Below are 17,843 nucleotides of genomic sequence, written 5' to 3' on the forward strand. Positions count from 1 at the left end.
TTTAACGCTCGATGTTCAGTTTTCAAGGAGCAATCTCGTCTTCGCTCTCGGCCTCTTGCTCGGCGGCCTCTCAGCGGCGACTTGAATAATATATCACAGACGCCTAGAGGAATGCAACACTTTTTTATAATCTATTTTAAAAGCTATGCATGCTTACCCGGCTCGTCTAGAAAGCAGGCTCGCAAGTGCGTTTCATAGGAATAAGAAAACCGACTGCCCTCACGGACAGTCGGCTCAATGCCTCCATCTACATTCTATTCGCCGCGCATATGCGGGAACAGCAGCACGTCGCGGATGGACGGCGCGTCGGTCAGCAGCATGATCAGGCGATCGATGCCGATGCCGAGTCCGCCCGTCGGCGGCAGGCCGTACTCCAGCGCGCGGATGAAGTCCTCATCCAGATCCTGCGCCTCGTCGTTGCCCGCTTCCTTCTCCACCAGCTGCGCCTCGAAGCGCTGACGCTGGTCGATCGGATCGTTCAGCTCGGTAAAGGCGTTGGCATGCTCGCGCGCGACGATGAACAGCTCGAAGCGGTCGGTGAAGCGCGGATCCTCCGCATTCTTCTTGGCCAGCGGCGAAATGGCCACCGGGTGTCCGGTCACGAAGGTAGGCTGGATCAGCGTGTGCTCAACGAACGTCTCGAAGAAGGCATTCACGATATGGCCGAACGTCATGTGCGGCTCGACCGGCACCTTGTGCTCCTTGGCCAGACGGTGCGCTTCTTCGTCGCTTATGTCGGCCGTGAAGTCGATGCCTACGGCCTTCTGGATCAGCGAGGTCATGGACTCACGGCGCCACGGCGCGGACAGGTTAACCTCCTGCCCTTGATAGACGATCTGCGTCGTGCCCAGCACTTCCTCCGCGAGATGGACGACCAGTTCCTCCGTCAGCTTCATGATATCCTTGTAATCCGCATAAGCTTCATACAGCTCGAGCATGGTGAATTCCGGATTGTGGCGCGTCGACATGCCTTCGTTGCGATAGACCCGGCCGATCTCGTATACCTTCTCCAGACCGCCGACGATAAGCCTCTTCAGGTGAAGTTCGATCGCGATCCGCATATACAGCTGCATGTCCAGCGCATTGTGGTGCGTAATAAACGGCTTGGCCGCGGCGCCGCCGGCGATGGCATGGAGCGTAGGCGTCTCGACCTCGAGGTATCCGCGCCCGTCCAGATAACGGCGCATCGACTGAATGATGCGCGAGCGCGTGATGAACGTCTTTTGAACGTCCGGGCTCACGATCAGATCTACGTAGCGCTGGCGGTAGCGCGTCTCTACGTCCTTAAGGCCATGGAACTTGTCCGGCAATGGAAGCAGCGACTTCGTAAGCACCGTTAGTCCCGATACCTTAATTGAAGTCTCGCCTGTACGTGTCTTGAATACGGTGCCCTTGACGCCGATGACGTCGCCGATGTCCAGGATACCGAACGCTTTGTACTCATCCTCGGATACCGAGTCCTGCCGCACGTAGATCTGAATCTTGCCGCTCAGATCCTGAATGTGCGCGAAGGAGGCCTTGCCCATCGAACGCTTCTGCATGATGCGGCCCGCCACGCTGACTTCCTCGGCAAGCTCGTCCAACTCTTCGGTCGACTTGGCGTCGAGGCGCGCGAGGATGTCGCCCGCCTGGGCCGTACGGTCGAACTTGGTCCCGAACGGGTCGATCCCCAGCTTGCGAAGTTCGTCCAGCTTGCCGCGGCGGATCTGCAGCATCTCGCTGAGTTCGGCGGCGGTAGGTTCCGCGCCTGCCTGTTGTTCCATATCTTGACTCATGGTGTACACCCTTTCCTTACTTCAATCCGTTCGTGCACGGACCACCCCTCTTCGTTCAAAAAAGCTCCCGCTATCGGAAGCTTTTTCGTTCTTCGCAGATGGCCTGAACGCTCGCCCGGCACGAAGCCGGCGGAAGCGATTACCTTTTGATATCGACGATCTTGTATTGGATGATGCCCGCGGGGACGCTGACTTCGACGGTCGTGCCCTTGCTCTTGCCGATGATGGCGCGCCCGACGGGGCTCTCGTTGGAGATCTTGTTCTTCAGCGGATCGGATTCGGCCGTGCCGACGATCGTGTATTCAAGCGTTTCGTTAAACTCGAGATCCTCGACGACGACGGTGGAGCCGATGCTGACCGTGCTCAGGTCGATCTCGTCGTTGTTGATGATCCGGGCGTTGCGCAGCATCTTCTCCAGCGTGAGGATGCGGCCTTCAATGAATGCCTGTTCGTTCTTGGCATCTTCGTATTCCGAGTTTTCGCTGATGTCGCCGTAACCGATTGCAACCTTAATCCGCTCAGCAACTTCGCGGCGCTTGACGGACTTCAGGTTCTCCAGTTCCTCTTCGAGCTTCTTGAGCCCGTCCGGGGTCAGAAGCACTTCTTTTTCGCTCATCTCACCGATCTCCTGTCGAAGATATGATATCCATGCCGGGCATGAAGGCTTGCTAGCGGAGGCAGCGCCGCGAATAGCGCGGCGGGACGCACACCTTGAATACAGTTATATGGCGAATTGCCGCCGACATGACTGGGAAAGTCCCGGCCAGCCGCGGCAATCTCGACCGTCTTGCGAATATTGCTTTGAATTATATTTCAACCCCTATTAAATGTCAATTGACAGGGAGCTGGCCCCGAATCAATGGACGACCGCGGGTCCTTCCTCGGTCTGCGCGGAGACGTCGAGGTCGGCCAGCGACTCCACGTATTCGTCGAGTCGGCGGGCGACGTCGGCGCGACGCGTCATCTCCATAATCTCGTTTTTGACGTGCGCGGCGTCCGGCAGCCCCTTGAGGTACCATGCCAGATGCTTGCGCATCTCGCGTACCGCCTGCCCCTCGCCCTTAAGGTTGATCAGGCGGTCCATGTGCAGCATCGCGATGCGCATCTTCTCCGAAGGCTCCGGCTCCGGGAGCTTCTCCCCCGTGGTCAGATAATGGACGGTCCGGTAGAGCATCCACGGATTGCCAAGCGCGCCGCGGCCGATCATGACGCCGTCTACGCCGGTATGCGCGAGCATGCGCTCCGCGTCCTCGGGCGAGAATACGTCCCCGTTACCGATCACCGGTATGGATACGGCCTCTTTAACGTCCTTTATAATATCCCAGTTCGCGTGGCCGGTATACAATTGCTCCCTGGTGCGCCCGTGCACGCTGACGGCCGCGCCGCCGGCGCGCTCGACCGCGCGCGCGTTCTCCACCGCGTAGATATGCTCGTCGTCCCAGCCGATGCGCATCTTGACCGTCACGGGCTTCTCCGCCGCATCGACCGCGTAGGAGACCATCTCGTAAATCTTGGCCGGATCGAGCAGCCACCTGGCGCCCGCGTCGCACTTCGTGACCTTTGGCACGGGACAGCCCATGTTGATGTCGATGATATCGGCGTTCGTGTTCTTGTCGACGAACTTGACCGCCTCGACAAGCGACTCGCGGTCGCCGCCGAATATCTGCAGGCTGAGCGGTTTCTCCCGCTCGTCGACGAACAGCATCTCCAGCGTCCGCCGGTTGCCGTGCAGGATGGCCTTGTCGCTGACCATCTCCGCGCACACAAGACCGCAGCCGAATTCCTTGGCGATCAGCCGAAAAGCCGGGTTGCAAACGCCGGCCATCGGCGCCAGCACCACGTTGTTATTCATCTCCACATTGCCGATCTTCAGCATGTGATTCCCCCTCCTTGGGGCCGCGCGGCTCCGAATCCGGACCCAGGCGGCGTATGCCTTCCCTCTCGAGCGCAGCCGGCGCGATCTGCGCTTCCCAGGGGAAGACTTCGCCGGGCGTCCACACGTCACGCAGCGGCGCAAGCACGAACGCCCGCTCCCCCATGCGGGGGTGCGGGAGCGTCAGCTCGTCCGTCTGGAGCGTCTCGTCCTCGTACAGCAGCAGATCCAGGTCGATGATCCGGGGCCCCCAGCGGAACTCGCGGACCCGGCCCATCGCGAGCTCCAGCGCGAGCAGTTCTCGCAGCAGGCCGAGCGGCGGCAGGCTCGTCGCAAGAGCCGCCGCCATATTGATAAAATTAGGCTGGTCCGTATAGCCGACCGGCGCGGTCTCGTACATGGCGGATACGCGCTCGACGCGGATGCCGGGCATGCCGCCGAGTCGCGAGAGCGCCTCCGACAGCGTCCGCTCCCGGTCGCCGAGATTGGCGCCGAGCGCCACATAAGCCAGCTTCATCATGCTTCAGTCCTTCTATACCTCCGGGCGAGGCCGCCCGCGATCGGTCATCTGGCGCGCGTCAGCTCAACCGTGACGCCGTCGAACGTAATGTCGAACGGCGGGTTGGGCTTGGTCACCCCGACCGTGACTTCATGGATAATAGTATACGTACCGAGTACCGCCGTTGCAATGGTCGCCGCGAGCTTCTCGATGAGCTTTACTGGCGGCCCTTCCACGATTTCCTTGATCAGCGCGTGCACTTCGGCATAGTTCACCGTGTCGGCCACGTCGTCGCTCTCCGCCGCGCGGCTCAGATCGATCTTCATGTCCAGATCCACGTAGTACTTCTGGCCGAGCTTGTTCTCTTCCGGATAAACGCCGTGATAACCGTAGAAAACCATTCGCTTCAGCTTCATCCTATCCATTTGTCGGTCACTCCTCCGTCTTCGCTTGGCGGTATACGATCGCGTCCGTCATCGCCGCGACCCGCTTCATGGCTCGCACGTCGTGGACGCGCACGATCTGGCAGCCCTGCGCGATACCGAGCGCCGTCGTCGCGCCGGTGCCTTCGACTACGTCTCCGGCGGGCAGGTCCAGTGTCCTGCGGATAAACGTCTTCCGCGAAGTCGCCAGCAGAACGGGATAGCCGAGCGCGTTCAGCTCGCCGAGCCGTCCCATCAGCTCGAGGTTTTCTTCGTAATCCTTGGCGAATCCGATGCCCGGATCCAGCCAGATCCGGTCGTCCGCGATGCCCGCAGCCTGCGCAAGAGCGACGCTCTCCCGCAGGTCTGCGGCCACGTCCGGCACGAAGTCCCGGTAATCTCGCTGCGCGCGATTGTGCATCAGGATGATCGGGACCTGCGCGTCGGCCGCCACGCGCGCCATGCGGGGGTCGTGCTTAAGACCCCAGATATCGTTTAAAATGTGGGCGCCTGCCCTCAGCGCCAGCTCCGCGGTCTCCGGCCTGTACGTATCGACGCTGATCGGCAGCCGAACCGTCCTGCGCAAGGCTTCGATGACCGGGAGAATCCTGCGCTGTTCTTCCTCGGCGGTGACGGGTTCGTGTCCCGGTCTCGTCGACTCGCCGCCGACGTCGATCAGGTCCGCGCCTTCCTCGGCCATCTCCGCCGCGCGGCGGACCGCCGTTTCGACCGAATCGAACTGCCCTCCGTCCGAGAACGAGTCCGGCGTTACGTTCAATATGCCCATGACAAGCGTCCGTTGGCCTAGCGAGAGCTCCAGGCCGTCCGCGAAGCGGTAGCGTCTATGGTAAATGACGGGATTCATGCTTCATCGCCTTTCTCCGCGGCGGCGCGGTAGGCCGCCATCAGCCTGCGGGTCCATGGGCCCGGAGTTGCGGAAGCCTCCCCGCGGCCCGCGTCCGCGGCTGTCGAATCCCCGCGAACAAGCGTCCCGTCCGATGCCTCCAGCCGGATGACCGGCACAATCTCCTGAATCGAGTTCGTGACGAACCATTCGTCGGCCTGCGCCAGCTCGTCCCACCGATAACGGTCCTCGCGGCATACGATGCCCTGCCGCCTTGCCAGATCCAGCACGAAGCTCCGCGTGACGCCGGCGAGCGGACCCGTGTCGAGGGACGGCGTGTGCAGCTCTCCGTCGCGAATCCAGAACACGTTGCTCACCAGACCTTCGACGACCTCGTCTCGCTCATTTAGAAACACGCCTTCCGTGGTGCCGGCTGCGCGCCCGGCCTGAAGCTCCCGCTTCGCCGCGATATTGTTCATATAGTGGAACGACTTGAGCCGGAGCTCCCCGATCTCCGGCCTGGAGCGCCGGAGACGCAGCAGGCGCAGCGCCTTGCCGGGCCGCGTCGCGGGGTCGTCCGGCGCGAGCGGCTTGGCGTAGACGATCTCGCGCGGACGGTCGTACTCGCCCGAAGGCAGGCCGACCTCGCCGCTGCCGGCGGATACCGACCAGCGGATATAGGCATCGGCGAGGCCGCCGGCCTCCAGCAGCCGCGCCACGCCGGCCGCCATCGCATCCGGGTCCGGCCTGTACGCGATGCCGAGGGCTGCGCAGCCCTCGGCCAGCCGCTCCGCGTGCTTGCGCAGCAGCCAGGGTCGCCCGCCGTACGTACGGAAGGTCTCGAACAGGCCCATCCCATACAGGAAGCCGTGATCGTAGACTGAGATCACGGCTTCCCGGCTGTCCTTCAATTGTCCGTCCAGCAGCAGCGGCTTCATTGCCGCAGGCCCGACTTGTAGTTCAGGAAGTTCTGCAGCAGCGTGCGGCCGTGGTCGGTCATGATCGACTCGGGGTGGAACTGCACGCCCTCCACGACGTACTCCTTGTGCCGCAGCGCCATGATCTCGCCGTCCGTCTCCGCGCTGATCTCCAGGCAGTCCGGCAGCGTGTCCCGCTTCACGATGAGCGAGTGATAGCGCGTCGCGGTGAACGGCGACGGCACGCCCTCGAAGATCGTGCGGCCGTCGTGCGCCATCTCGCTCGTCTTGCCGTGCATGAGCTGCGGCGCGCGCACGACGTCGCCGCCGAAGGCCTGTCCGATCGACTGGTGCCCGAGGCACACGCCGAAGATCGGGATCTCGCCCTTGAAGCGGTCGATCAAGGCTAGGCTGACGCCCGCCTCGTTCGGCGTGCAGGGCCCCGGCGAGATCAGAATATGGTCGGGCTTAAGCGCCGCGATGCCGTCCAGATCGATCTCGTCGTTGCGCTTCACGACGATGTCCTGGCCGAGCTCGCCAAGATACTGAACCAGGTTATAAGTAAACGAATCGTAATTGTCGATGACCAGAATCATGCCCAGTCCCCCTTCGCGTCGGCCTTCGTCCCGTCCGGGCTGAGCCGCTCCCCGTACTGTACCGCCTTCCAGAGCGCCTTGGCCTTGTGCAGGCACTCGTAGAACTCCCGCTCGGGATCGGAGTCGATGACGATGCCGGCGCCGGCCTGGATATGACATAGGCCGTCCTTCGCCACCATCGTACGGATAACTATATTAAATTCCATATTTCCCGCATAGTCAATCCATCCGATTGAGCCGGTATAAGCCCCTCTACGTACGGGCTCGAGCTCCTCGATGATCTCCATCGTGCGGATCTTGGGCGCGCCGGTGATCGTGCCGCCGGGAAAGGACGCCGCCAGCACGTCAAGACTGTCCTTGTCCGGCGCCACGCGACCCTCGACCTGGGATACGAGATGCATCACGTGCGAGTAGCGCTCGATCGTCATCAGCTCCGGCACGTGCACCGAGCCGTAAGCCGAGACGCGGCCCAGATCGTTGCGCGCCAGGTCGACGAGCATGATGTGCTCCGCCCGCTCCTTGACGCTCGCCAGCAGCTCGTCCGCCATCGCGGCGTCCTCCTCCGGCGTGCGCCCGCGTCTGCGCGTGCCCGCGATCGGACGCATGCTCACGCGCTCGCCCTGGCGCTTGACCAGGAGCTCCGGCGACGCCGACACGAGGCTGAAGCCCGGCAGCCGCAGCAGACCCATATAAGGCGAAGGATTAATGAGGCGGAGCCACTCGTAGAGCGCCTCCGGGCTTGCCGTGACGGGCATCGTCTGCCGCAGGGACAGGTTCACCTGGAAGACGTCGCCCTGGCCGATGTACTGCTGGATCCGCCGCACGGCCCGCTCGAACGCTTCCTTGGAAAAGGAGGTCCGCAGCCCGCGCGCGAACGCCTCCACGTCTAGCGCCAGCCCCTCCTCCGCAAGCAGCCCGCGCGCGGACGCCAGGGCCGATGCCGCCTCGGGCGCCGTGGCCGCCGCCACGATCGCGTCCCAGTCGGCCTTCATGCGCGCCGCGCACGCGCCTGCCGCGTCGTATGCGGCCGCGAGCTCCGCGTCGCTAGGCGCAATGCCCGGGTCGGCGTGGACGGCGAGGTACAGCTCGCCCGCCTCGTGATCGACGATCCAGAGCTCGTCGATCAGCAGAAAGACATAATCCGGCAGCCCGAGCTCGTCCGCCGCCGTCTGCGGCAGCCGCTCCAGCGAGCGCGCGACATCGTAGCTCCAGTACCCGACGGCGCCGCCGATGAACATCGGCAGCCCCGTGTCCGCGGGCGCGCGATAGCGGCGCATGATCTCGCGCACGACCGAGACCGGATCGCCGCTCAGCCGCTCGGCGGCCTGACCGGGGCCGTCCCCGCCGCAGCGCAGCAGCTCGGCTTGGTCGCCCCGGCCAGTCAGCACTGCGCTCGGCCGAATGCCGAGGAACGTGTATCGGCCGCCTTTGCCGCTCTCGAGCACGAAGGCGCTGTCGCCGGACCGCTCCCAAGCGCCGCGCCAGAGCGGCACCCGGTCTTCGCCGGGTTGCAGCCGGTGCCGCTCTACGTACGGAAGCCGGCTGTACGGTTCGTTGTCAGCGGAGCCGCGATTTGCCCACTTCAGCCATTGCTCCAGCGTCATGCATCTATTCAAAAGAGAATCGTCCTCCTCGGCTTGCCTTCCTCTTAGAGTATACAAACAAACTTATTCGGCGGATAGTGGCCGCGCCGTCTGCCGACTGCATAAGGTCCGTCGCAGCCCCCTTCCTTAAATTGGGAACTTTTGTGCCTTGGCGCTCGTCTACTTATTCGAGTCCATGATTCCATAATGCCGACACCTCATAAGGAGATGATTTACTTTGCATATTCGCGTACCCTTCCTCAGATCCCGGTTTCTCGGCCTGGCGCTCCTGCTTGCGGCAGGCACCGCGACCGCAGCCGGCGCGATCCCAGCTGACGCCGCCGCTCCGAGGCCCATCAAGCTCGTCGTCAACGGCAACGAGATTGCAGCCGGTTCCGCGGCGCCATACCTTGATGCCAGCGGCAGCGTGTACGTGCCGGTCCGCATGGTCTCCCAGCTGCTCAAGTCTTACGTCGACTGGGACGGCGTCCGGAAGCTCGTATCCGTCTATGCGCCCAACCATACGGTGAAGCTGACCCTCGGCGCCAAGACCGCGTTGCATAACGACAAGTCCTTCGCGCTGAACGCGCCGGCCCGGATGAAGAACAACACCGTGTACGTGCCCGTTCGCTTCGTCGCGCAGTCGCTAGGAGCCGAGGTCAAGTGGCAGAGCGCGCAGCGCACGGTAACGATCGACGACGGCGATCCGTACGCCGCGGGCTACGCCATCACGACGACCCCGTCCATGTTCTGGCTGGACAAGAAGACCGGAGACCTCTACCAGTCCGATCCGTCCAACAGTCCGGCCGTGCTGACCGGGAAGCTCGACTTCAAGCTTCAGGAGTATCTGAGCCTGTCGGTCGACAAACTCGGCGCAGGTGGGTACATGATCACGGCCTCGGATATTTACGGCGAACCCCACATCAACGTCCAATATACGACGGCGTACATCAAGAACAAAAAACTGGTCGACCAGTCCGCGGTCCATTACTGGCAGCGAATGACGCCGAACGTGACGCGTCTCGGCAGTCAGCCCGTCCTGACGGACGGCAGGACCGTACGGATCCTGAATACCGACGGCACGGTGGATCATGCATACGATCTGGCGAAGCTCGGCGGCCTGGACGAAGCGTATGGCGTGGAAGGCATCGGCGCGGGGTACCTGCTCATCCGGCCGAACCGAACCGGGCTGCTGACGCTGGTCGACCCGGGGACCGGCAAGAAGAAGGAGCTGTACGAGCTGCTCGGTCCCGAGGATCGGGAATACGCCAAGCTGAACGACGTCCCTTACCATGGCGACACGTTTACGGTGAGCGGCGAGAGAGACGGCGTCATCGATCTGGATTATGTCGGCGTCAAGGACGGTAAGCACCGCACGCTCACGGTGACGGTCAAAGATTGGTTGTGAGTCGCGATCCGACTCCATGAATACTCCGAAGTCCCGCCGCCGGCGGGGCTTGTTACTTTTCGGACGAGAACGGGTACTTGACGGCAGACGGATTTAGAGGAGCGTAGCATCATGAGCATACAGGATGGCAATCCGGCAAAAAGACCCGTCATCGCGTTGACCGGCGCGAGCGGCTATATCGGCCGCAATCTGCTCAAGCGGCTGACGCCGTTCGCGGACGTGATCGCGCTGTCGCGCGGCGAGGGCCGGGAGGATCAGCCCCACGTGACTTGGCGCTCATGCGACCTTTTCTCGCTGATCGATGCCGAACGGGGGCTGGAGGGCGCGGATTACGCGGTGTACCTGGTTCACTCCATGCTCCCTTCGGCCAAGCTCACGCAAGCCCGGTTCGAGGATATGGACGTGCTGCTCGCCGATCACTTCGCCAGGGCCGCCAGCAGGAAGGGCGTACGCCAGATTGTCTACCTGAGCGGCATCATCCCGCCCGACGTCCCGCCGAGCGAGCTGTCCCGCCATCTTAGGAGCCGGCTTGAAGTGGAAAAGGTGCTCGCTTCGTACGGCGTACCCGTGACGACGCTGCGCGCCGGCCTGATCGTGGGGCCCGAGGGTTCTTCTTTTCCAATCCTGCTGAAGCTCGTGCGACGCCTGCCCGTCATGATCCTCCCCAGGTGGACGCGCACGCTCACGCACGCGATCGCCCTATCAGAAGTTCTGGATGCGTTGACGGCGACGATCGGACGGACCGACCTGTATCGACGCGCGATCGATATCGGCGGACCCGACGTTATGACCTACCAGCAGATGCTCGGCCAGACGGCGGAGGCGCTGGGGAAGAAGCTCCTTTTTATCCCGTTTCCCGCCTTTTCCGTGTACCTGTCCCGTCTATGGCTCGCCCTGGTTACCGGAACGCCCAAGGAGATGGCCTATCCGCTGATCGAGAGCCTCGTGCACCCCATGGTTGCCAAGCCCGAGGCGCGGGAGAGCGGCATCGGCGAGGGCGTCGTTTCGTTTCGACAGGCGGCGGAGGAAGCGATCCGGCAGGAACGGGACAAAGCGATCCGCGACGGCCGCGCCGCGAGCGGGAAAAAGCGAAAATCGCGCGGAGGGGCGGCGAAGTCGGACGTACGCTCCGTGCAGCGCGTCAAGCTGCCTGCCGGAATGAACGCCGGCAACGCCGCGAAGTCATACCTGGTCTGGCTGAACCGGTGCGCGGGACCGTTGATCAAGGTCGTGCACGACAGGGCGCACATCTACCGGATCCGCGTGGCGGGTCGGAAGGCGCCCTTGCTCGAGCTTACTTATTCTACGGAGCGGAGTTCGCCGACCCGGGCGTTGTACTATATCACGGGCGGCTCCTTCTCGAGCCGCAAGGAGACGCATCGCGGCCGGCTGGAATTCCTGCAGGTACCGAACTCCGACGAGTGCATCATCGCGATTCACGATTATTTGCCGGCGCTGCCCTGGTTTATTTATAAATACTCGCAGGCCAAGATTCACTTGTGGGTGATGTACGCGTTTCGGCGCTTTTTGAAAAAGCATATCCGTTGATGGAGCGGGGCTGCGGAGCGCTCCAGCCCTTCGGCTACGCAAAAATCCGGCCGCCCCGAAGGGCGGCCGGATCGTCTGCCTGGCTATTAGTTCTCGAAGTTGAACAGAGGCGTGCTCAGGTAGCGTTCGCCGTTGGAAGGTACGACCGCGACGACGCGCTTGCCGGCGCCGAGCTCCTTCGCCACTTGGAGCGCTGCGAAAATCGCCGCGCCGGAGGAGATGCCGCACAGGATGCCTTCCTTCTTGGCGGCCGTGCGCGCCCACTCGAAGGCGTCTTCGTTCTCGACCGCGATGATCTGGTCGTAGATCTCGCGATCCAGAATCTCAGGCACGAAGTTCGCGCCGATGCCCTGGATCTTGTGAGGACCGGCTTTGCCGCTCGAGAGCAGCGGGGATGCCGCAGGCTCTACGGCAACGATTTTCACGCCGGGGAAGTTGTCCTTGAGCACCTTGCCGGCGCCGGAGATTGTGCCGCCCGTGCCGATGCCCGCCACGAACGCGTCCAGCTTGCCGTCGAGCGAGTTGATCGCCTCGACGATCTCGGGACCCGTCGTCTCGAGATGGATCTTGAGGTTCGCTTTGTTCTTGAACTGATCGGCGAGGAAGTAATCCGGGTTCTCCTTGAGGAGCTCTTCCGCCTTCTTGACGGCGCCGTTCATGCCTTCGGATCCAGGCGTCAGCACCAGCTCGGCACCGTAGGCGCGAAGCAAGTTGCGACGCTCGAGGCTCATCGTCTCAGGCATGACGATGACTGCGCGGTAGCCCTTGGCCGCGGCTACGAGCGCGAGGCCGATGCCGGTGTTGCCGCTGGTCGCCTCGACGATCGTGCCGCCGGGCTTCAGCTTGCCTTCTTTTTCCGCTTCCTCGACGATGCTAATGGCGATCCGGTCCTTGACGCTCGCGCCGGGATTCTGGTACTCCACCTTGACGTACACTTCCGCGCTGCCCTCGGGAACGATGCGGTTCAGGCGGACGAGCGGCGTATCTCCGATCAGGTCCGTGATATTCTGCACGATTCTAGCCATGGCGAATAATTCCCTCCTCATCATGATAACGGACGGCTTCGTCCCTAATATCCTATTCCGACCAATTAAGTCGGCTTTTATCTTTTCTCATCTTATCAACGTTGCCTAAGATTGTCAATAGAAGGATAATGCCGCGAAAATTAAAATTGCAGCGCTCCGTCAAGCACGCGGGCCCCGTATTTGTCCAGCAGCGACTGCTCGACCTCGGACAAAGACGGCGCTACCGACAGCGCATACTGACGCTTCGCTTCATCCCGCTCCGCCTGCGGCTCCTGCTCTCCCTCGTCCCTGCGTCCCGACAAGAGGACGATCTCGTAACCCGCATCGGTGCGTATCGGACCCGCGGCTTCGCCGATCTCGAGCTTCGAAGCCGCTTCCAGCAGCTCCGGCGCCACGAAAGGATCGTCGGACTCGACCCACCCGAGGTCTCCGCCGCCTTCCGCGGTCTCCGCATCCTTGGAGTCCGAAGCCGCCAGCTGCGCAAAGTCTTCCCCCTGCTCCAGCAATCCGAGCAAGCGCTCAGCGTCCTTCTGCTTTTCCACGACGATATGGGACAGCTTCAGCTCCGAGCGCGGCGCGAACGCTTCAGGATGATCGCTCATGTAATGGTCGACGTCCGTCTCGGTCACGTTGATGCCGCGGATGGCGAGCGCTTCGAGCTGCAGCTTATAGACAAGATCCTTGCGCACGTCCTCGCGGCTCATGCCGAGCTGGTCCTGCCTGGCGGCATAGAAGGCTTCCAGGCTCCCGTAGCCCTCGCTCGCCTTGCGAAGCTCCCGCTCGACCGCCTCGTCCGATATCGAAATGCCGTCGGCCTCGGTCTCCTTCTGGACGGCTACCCGGAGCATCATCATCCGGACCGTCTGCTCTCCGTACGAATCGAGCAGCGCGTTCAGCAGCTGCCGCCGGGTGATGCGCGTCTCTCCTACGATCGCCACGGTATCGCCCGCTCCTCCCGGCGCCCCCGTCATCGAACCCGATGGGATCGGTTCCGTGCCGGGCGGCTCCGCCGTATGGGCCGGCTTGGCCGTACAGCCCGTCTCGGCAGCCAGCGCCCACGTCAGGGCAAGCAGAACGATCGGCTTCCCCAGCCGCTTCGTCTGCCACATGGCCGTATCCCTCCCTTTGCTATATTAAGAAGTCGCGCGTTCCAGAATCCCCCGGAGCTGCTCGCTGTCGAATTGATAAGCTTCATTGCAAAAATGGCAGTGCACTTCGGCGTGCCCGTCCTCGTCGATCAGCTTGCGAAGCTCCGACTCGCCCATGCTGACGAGCGTACGCTCGACGCGTTCGCGAGAGCAGCCGCAGACAAACTTCGGCTCGATCGAATCGTGGATCGTCACGTCGTCGCCGACCAGGAATCGCAATATTCCTTCCGCGGACTCGCCTTGGTCGAGCAGCGCGGTCACGTGCGGCATCGCCGCGACGGCCTGTTCCAGCCGGGACAGCTGTTCGTCGCTGATGTTGGGCAGTACCTGGATGACGAAGCCGCCGGCATGCAGCACAGAGTTGTCGGTATCGACGAGAACGCCCAGCCCGACGGCGGACGGCGTCTGCTCCGAGGCCGCGAAGTAATACGTAAAGTCCTCCGCCAGCTCGCCCGAGATGAGGGGCACGCTGCCGCGGTAAGGCTCCTTGAGGCCGAGATCCTTGGTCACGTTGAGAAAACCCGTCTTGCCGACGGCGCCAGACACGTCGAGCTTGCCCAAGCTGTTGCTCGGCAGGTGCGTGTGCGGATAATCGACGTAGCCTTTTACTTCGCCGGCGGCGTTGGCGTCGACGACGATCTGGCCGATCGGCCCGTCGCCTTTGACCTGCACCGTCAGTTTCTCGTCGCCCTTGAGCATGAAGCCCATCATGGCGGCCGCCGTAGCGGCACGGCCCAGCGCGGCCGAAGCCGTCGGGAACGTGTCGTGTCTCCGCTGCAGCTCGCGCACGAGCTCGGTGGTCTTCGCGCCGAATACGCGCACGGCGCCGCCCCAGGCGGTGCCTCTGATCAGTTCGTCCGTCACTTCATCCGCTCCTTTGCCTCTGTGATGGAGGGCCGGTAAACCCGGCCGCGATTCTTATAGATTGCGTTCGTAAATGATTCTTAATCCTTCCAGCGTCAGCATCGAGTCGACGGTCTCGATCGTCTCCGACTCGCCCGCGATCAGCTCCGCGAGACCGCCCGTCGCGATGACGCGCGGCGTGCAGCGCTGCTCGGCGCAGATACGCTTCACGATGCCGTCGACTTGACCGGCATAGCCGTAGATCGCGCCGGACTGGATCGCGGCCACCGTGTTGCGGCCGACGACCGCCCGCGGCTTGGCCAGCTCGACGCGCGGCAGCCTCGCCGCCCGCTGGTAGAGCGCTTCTGCCGAGATGCCGATGCCCGGCACGATCACGCCGCCGAGATAAGCGCCCGCCTCGTCTATATAATCGAACGTCGTCGCCGTGCCGAAGTCCACGACCACCAGCGGCGCGCCGTAGTGCTCGATGCCGGCGACGGCGTTGACGATCCGATCCGCGCCGACCTCCTTGGGATTTTCGTAGCGGATATTGAGGCCCGTCTTGATGCCCGGTCCGACGACGAGCGCCTCGCGCCCGACGTACTTGTCGAACAAGCGCTCGAGCGTATGCATGAGTGGCGGCACGACGCATGACACGATGACGCCGTCGATCTGCGCCGCGCGGATGCCCGCGATGCTGAACAGGTTGGTCAGCATGATCCCGTACTCGTCCACCGTGGCCGAGCGGTTCGTGCTGAGCCGCCAGTGATGGAGAAGCTCCGTGCCATCGTACAGGCCGAGCACGATATTGGTGTTCCCGACGTCGACGACCAGAATCAAGAGACTTCCCCCTTCTTGATCTCGTTCAGGTCCAGACTGATATCCAGCGCGTTGAAGGAGTGCGTGAGCGCGCCCACGCTGATCACGTCGACCCCGGATGCCGCGACCTCGCGGACGCGCTCCGGGCGGATGCCGCCGGAAGCTTCCAGCACGATATGCGGCGCGATGCCGCGAAGCTCGGCGCACGCGGCCTTCATCTGCTCCGGCGACATGTTGTCGAACATGACGACGTTCGCGCCCGCGCGGGCGGCCTCTATCGCCTGCTCGAGCGACTCCACCTCCACCTCGATCATCATCGTGTGGGGAATGCGCGCCTTCGCCGAAGCGACGGCGGCGGAGATGCCGCCGGCCGCCTTGATATGATTATCCTTGATCATGACCGCATCGTACAAGCCGAAGCGGTGATTGCTCGCGCCGCCGACGCGCACGGCGTACTTCTCCAGCGTGCGGTGGCCCGGCGTCGTCTTGCGGGTGTCGGCGATCCGTGCCGGGAAGCCCTCGGCTGCGTCGACGTAGACGCGGGTCTTGGTCGCGATGCCGGACAGCCGCTGGAGCAGGTTCAGCGCGAGGCGCTCGCCTGTCAGGATGCTGTGCGTGGCCCCTTCGACGACCGCGAGCACGTTGCCGCGCTCGACCCGGTCGCCGTCATGCGCGCGCGATTCGACGCCCAGCGACGGATCCACGATGCCGAATACAAGCCGCATGAGCGGCATGCCCGCCAGCACGCCGGCTTCCTTGGCATGGATGATGCCCTTCGACCGGTGTCCCGCAGGCACCGTCGACATGGTGCTCACGTCGCCGCTGCCGACGTCCTCGGCCAGCCAGGCCTTCAACTGCGCCTTGACCGCGTCGACCGCCGGTCCCGCGATTTCCCAATCCTTTTCCGATTCAAACATCGCCTATGAACTCCTCTCCGATGCCCCGTTCCCTGTGCATGAGCGAATGCTTGCGCCAGAGCAGATCGTCCTTGTCCGGGAAGTCCTCCCGGTAGTGCGCCCCGCGGCTCTCCTCCCGCAGGAGCGCCGCCTCCATCATCAGCGTCGCGCAGGTGAGCAGGTTCGCGTACTCGAACTCTTCGCGCGTCGACATCTCCGTCTGATACAGCGGCGACTGTCGGCGCAGCTCCTCGAGCCCCTTGGTCAGGCCGTGCGCCTCGCGCCGCAGCCCCGCGAAGCGGACCATCAGCTTCTGCAGCTTGAGCCTGCGCTCCGCCATCTTCCCCGCGGGCACGCCGATGCGCTCGGCAGCATACCCGGTACGCGCCTCGAGCGAGACCGGCGGCAGCGAGCGGATCCGCTCGACGATGCGGCGTCCGAAGACGATCGCCTCGGACAGCGAGTTGCTCGCCAGCCGGTTCGCGCCATGCACGCCGGACGACGACACCTCGCCGCAGGCGAACAGGCGGGCGATGCTCGACTCGCCGTTCAGATCGGTGCGGACGCCTCCCATCATATAATGGGCAGCAGGCGCCACCGGAATCCAATCCGTCGTCATATCGAGGCCGTAATTCAGGCAAAACTCGTAAATGTTCGGAAAACGGTGCTTGATGAGGTCCGGCGTCTCGTGCGTGATGTCAATGTAAACATACGTCGACTTCGTCAGTTCCATCTCGCTCACGATCGCCCGGGCCACGATGTCCCGCGGCGCCAGCTCGAGCTGCGGATGGTATTTGTCCATGAAGCGCTCGCCCCGGATGTTGCGGAGCACGGCACCCTCGCCGCGCACGGCCTCCGAGATCAGGAAGCGCGGCGCGCCGGGGTAGCAGAGCGAAGTCGGGTGAAATTGGTTGAACTCCATATCGCGAATGACCGCGCCCGCGCGGTAAGCCATCGCGATGCCGTCTCCCGTCGCCACCTCGGGATTGGTCGTATAACGGTACAGCTGCCCGGTCCCTCCGGAACAGAGGATCGTGGCGGAGCCGCGCACGATCACGCGCGTGCCGTCCGGCTTCTGCACAAGCGCTCCGATGCATTCGCCTTCCTCCGTCAGCAGGTCGAGCACGAAGTGATCGTCCCACACCTCGACCTCGGGCACGCTCTGAACCTTGGCCGCGAGCGCGCGCACGATCTCGTAGCCGGTCGCGTCGCCGTTGGCATGCAGGATGCGCCGCTGGCTGTGCGCGCCTTCCTTGGTCAACGCGAAGTGCCCGTCCTCCTCGTCGAAGAGCGTGCCGTATTCGATCAGGTCCTGGACGCAGTCCGGCCCCTCGTGCACGAGCACGTCTACAGCCTCGGGGTCGCATAGTCCGGCACCGGCGATCAGCGTATCCTGCCGGTGAAACTCGGGCGAATCGTCCTCCGAGATAACGGCCGCGATGCCCCCTTGCGCATAGCGCGTGTTGCTGTCGAACAGCGACTTTTTCGTGATCATGAGCACGCGGCGTTCCTTGGCCGCCTGCAGCGCCGCGAATAAGCCCGCGATCCCGGCTCCGATAATGATGATATCCGTCTGTACGGTCTCAAGCGCCGCCGGATCGAAATCGACGATATAACGTGGTATCATGGCCCTCTGCGACTCCCCGC

General features: G+C 63.3%; 17 protein-coding genes. 2 read left to right on the top strand and 15 right to left on the bottom strand.

The window, feature by feature from the left end; all coding sequences use genetic code 11:
- Nucleotides 1-254: 254 nt before the first annotated feature.
- The 9 genes from lysS to PQG80_RS22010 form a co-directional block, all read right to left on the bottom strand.
- Nucleotides 255-1,775, bottom strand: coding sequence for a lysine--tRNA ligase (gene lysS, locus PQG80_RS21970; protein WP_271753777.1), 1,521 nt, complete (start codon nucleotides 1,773-1,775; stop codon nucleotides 255-257).
- Nucleotides 1,776-1,914: 139 nt separating this feature from the next.
- Complete coding sequence (gene greA / locus PQG80_RS21975; RefSeq protein WP_271753778.1) at nucleotides 1,915-2,391, bottom strand: transcription elongation factor GreA; 477 nt, start codon at nucleotides 2,389-2,391, stop codon at nucleotides 1,915-1,917.
- Between the two features lie 240 nt (nucleotides 2,392-2,631).
- Entirely contained in the window at nucleotides 2,632-3,651 is a 1,020-nt protein-coding gene (gene dusB / locus PQG80_RS21980) for a tRNA dihydrouridine synthase DusB (RefSeq protein WP_271753779.1), read from the bottom strand.
- Nucleotides 3,620-4,168 carry a 2-amino-4-hydroxy-6-hydroxymethyldihydropteridine diphosphokinase gene (gene folK / locus PQG80_RS21985; RefSeq protein ID WP_432432792.1) on the bottom strand — a complete coding sequence of 183 codons (549 nt, stop codon included), beginning with the start codon at nucleotides 4,166-4,168 and terminating at the stop codon, nucleotides 3,620-3,622. Before folK ends, dusB begins: the two co-directional genes overlap by 32 nt.
- Before the next feature lie 44 nt (nucleotides 4,169-4,212).
- Entirely contained in the window at nucleotides 4,213-4,572 is a 360-nt protein-coding gene (folB, locus tag PQG80_RS21990; protein ID WP_271753780.1) for a dihydroneopterin aldolase, read from the bottom strand.
- Nucleotides 4,573-4,579: 7 nt separating this feature from the next.
- Nucleotides 4,580-5,434 (bottom strand): dihydropteroate synthase, encoded by an 855-nt coding sequence (folP, locus tag PQG80_RS21995; protein ID WP_271753781.1) that lies wholly within the window; start codon nucleotides 5,432-5,434, stop codon nucleotides 4,580-4,582.
- Nucleotides 5,431-6,351, bottom strand: a complete 921-nt coding sequence (locus tag PQG80_RS22000) for an aminotransferase class IV (protein WP_271753782.1) — start codon at nucleotides 6,349-6,351, stop codon at nucleotides 5,431-5,433. The genes folP and PQG80_RS22000 overlap by 4 nt, the downstream gene beginning before the upstream one ends.
- Nucleotides 6,348-6,926 carry an aminodeoxychorismate/anthranilate synthase component II gene (gene pabA, locus PQG80_RS22005; RefSeq protein ID WP_271753783.1) on the bottom strand — a complete coding sequence of 193 codons (579 nt, stop codon included), beginning with the start codon at nucleotides 6,924-6,926 and terminating at the stop codon, nucleotides 6,348-6,350. The genes PQG80_RS22000 and pabA overlap by 4 nt, the downstream gene beginning before the upstream one ends.
- Nucleotides 6,923-8,542: an anthranilate synthase component I family protein gene (locus tag PQG80_RS22010; RefSeq protein WP_334219839.1), complete on the bottom strand. Its 1,620-nt coding sequence runs from the start codon at nucleotides 8,540-8,542 to the stop codon at nucleotides 6,923-6,925. The genes pabA and PQG80_RS22010 overlap by 4 nt, the downstream gene beginning before the upstream one ends.
- 205 nt (nucleotides 8,543-8,747) lie before the next feature.
- Here PQG80_RS22010 and PQG80_RS22015 point away from each other — a divergent pair, with 205 nt between their 5' ends.
- Nucleotides 8,748-9,917 carry a copper amine oxidase N-terminal domain-containing protein gene (locus PQG80_RS22015; RefSeq protein WP_271753785.1) on the top strand — a complete coding sequence of 390 codons (1,170 nt, stop codon included), beginning with the start codon at nucleotides 8,748-8,750 and terminating at the stop codon, nucleotides 9,915-9,917.
- A gap of 111 nt (nucleotides 9,918-10,028) precedes the next feature.
- The gene (locus tag PQG80_RS22020; RefSeq protein ID WP_271753787.1) at nucleotides 10,029-11,465 is read left to right on the top strand and encodes an NAD(P)H-binding protein; all 1,437 of its coding nucleotides are present in this window, start codon (nucleotides 10,029-10,031) and stop codon (nucleotides 11,463-11,465) included.
- Nucleotides 11,466-11,551: 86 nt separating this feature from the next.
- On the opposite strand, the gene cysK is transcribed toward PQG80_RS22020, so the two are convergent.
- From cysK to nadB, 6 genes are all read right to left on the bottom strand, one after another.
- Nucleotides 11,552-12,490, bottom strand: a complete 939-nt coding sequence (gene cysK, locus PQG80_RS22025) for a cysteine synthase A (RefSeq protein ID WP_271753788.1) — start codon at nucleotides 12,488-12,490, stop codon at nucleotides 11,552-11,554.
- Nucleotides 12,491-12,630: 140 nt separating this feature from the next.
- Nucleotides 12,631-13,599: a peptidylprolyl isomerase gene (locus PQG80_RS22030; RefSeq protein ID WP_271753789.1), complete on the bottom strand. Its 969-nt coding sequence runs from the start codon at nucleotides 13,597-13,599 to the stop codon at nucleotides 12,631-12,633.
- Between the two features lie 24 nt (nucleotides 13,600-13,623).
- Nucleotides 13,624-14,502, bottom strand: a complete 879-nt coding sequence (gene hslO / locus PQG80_RS22035) for an Hsp33 family molecular chaperone HslO (protein ID WP_271753791.1) — start codon at nucleotides 14,500-14,502, stop codon at nucleotides 13,624-13,626.
- Between the two features lie 54 nt (nucleotides 14,503-14,556).
- Nucleotides 14,557-15,321 (bottom strand): type III pantothenate kinase, encoded by a 765-nt coding sequence (locus PQG80_RS22040; protein ID WP_271753792.1) that lies wholly within the window; start codon nucleotides 15,319-15,321, stop codon nucleotides 14,557-14,559.
- Nucleotides 15,318-16,217: a carboxylating nicotinate-nucleotide diphosphorylase gene (gene nadC / locus PQG80_RS22045; RefSeq protein ID WP_271753794.1), complete on the bottom strand. Its 900-nt coding sequence runs from the start codon at nucleotides 16,215-16,217 to the stop codon at nucleotides 15,318-15,320. The genes PQG80_RS22040 and nadC overlap by 4 nt, the downstream gene beginning before the upstream one ends.
- Nucleotides 16,210-17,823, bottom strand: coding sequence for an L-aspartate oxidase (nadB, locus tag PQG80_RS22050; RefSeq protein WP_271753795.1), 1,614 nt, complete (start codon nucleotides 17,821-17,823; stop codon nucleotides 16,210-16,212). Before nadB ends, nadC begins: the two co-directional genes overlap by 8 nt.
- Between the last annotated feature and the right edge of the window lie 20 nt (nucleotides 17,824-17,843).

Source organism: Cohnella rhizoplanae, from assembly GCF_948329515.1.
Lineage (GTDB): Bacteria > Bacillota > Bacilli > Paenibacillales > Paenibacillaceae > Cohnella > Cohnella rhizoplanae.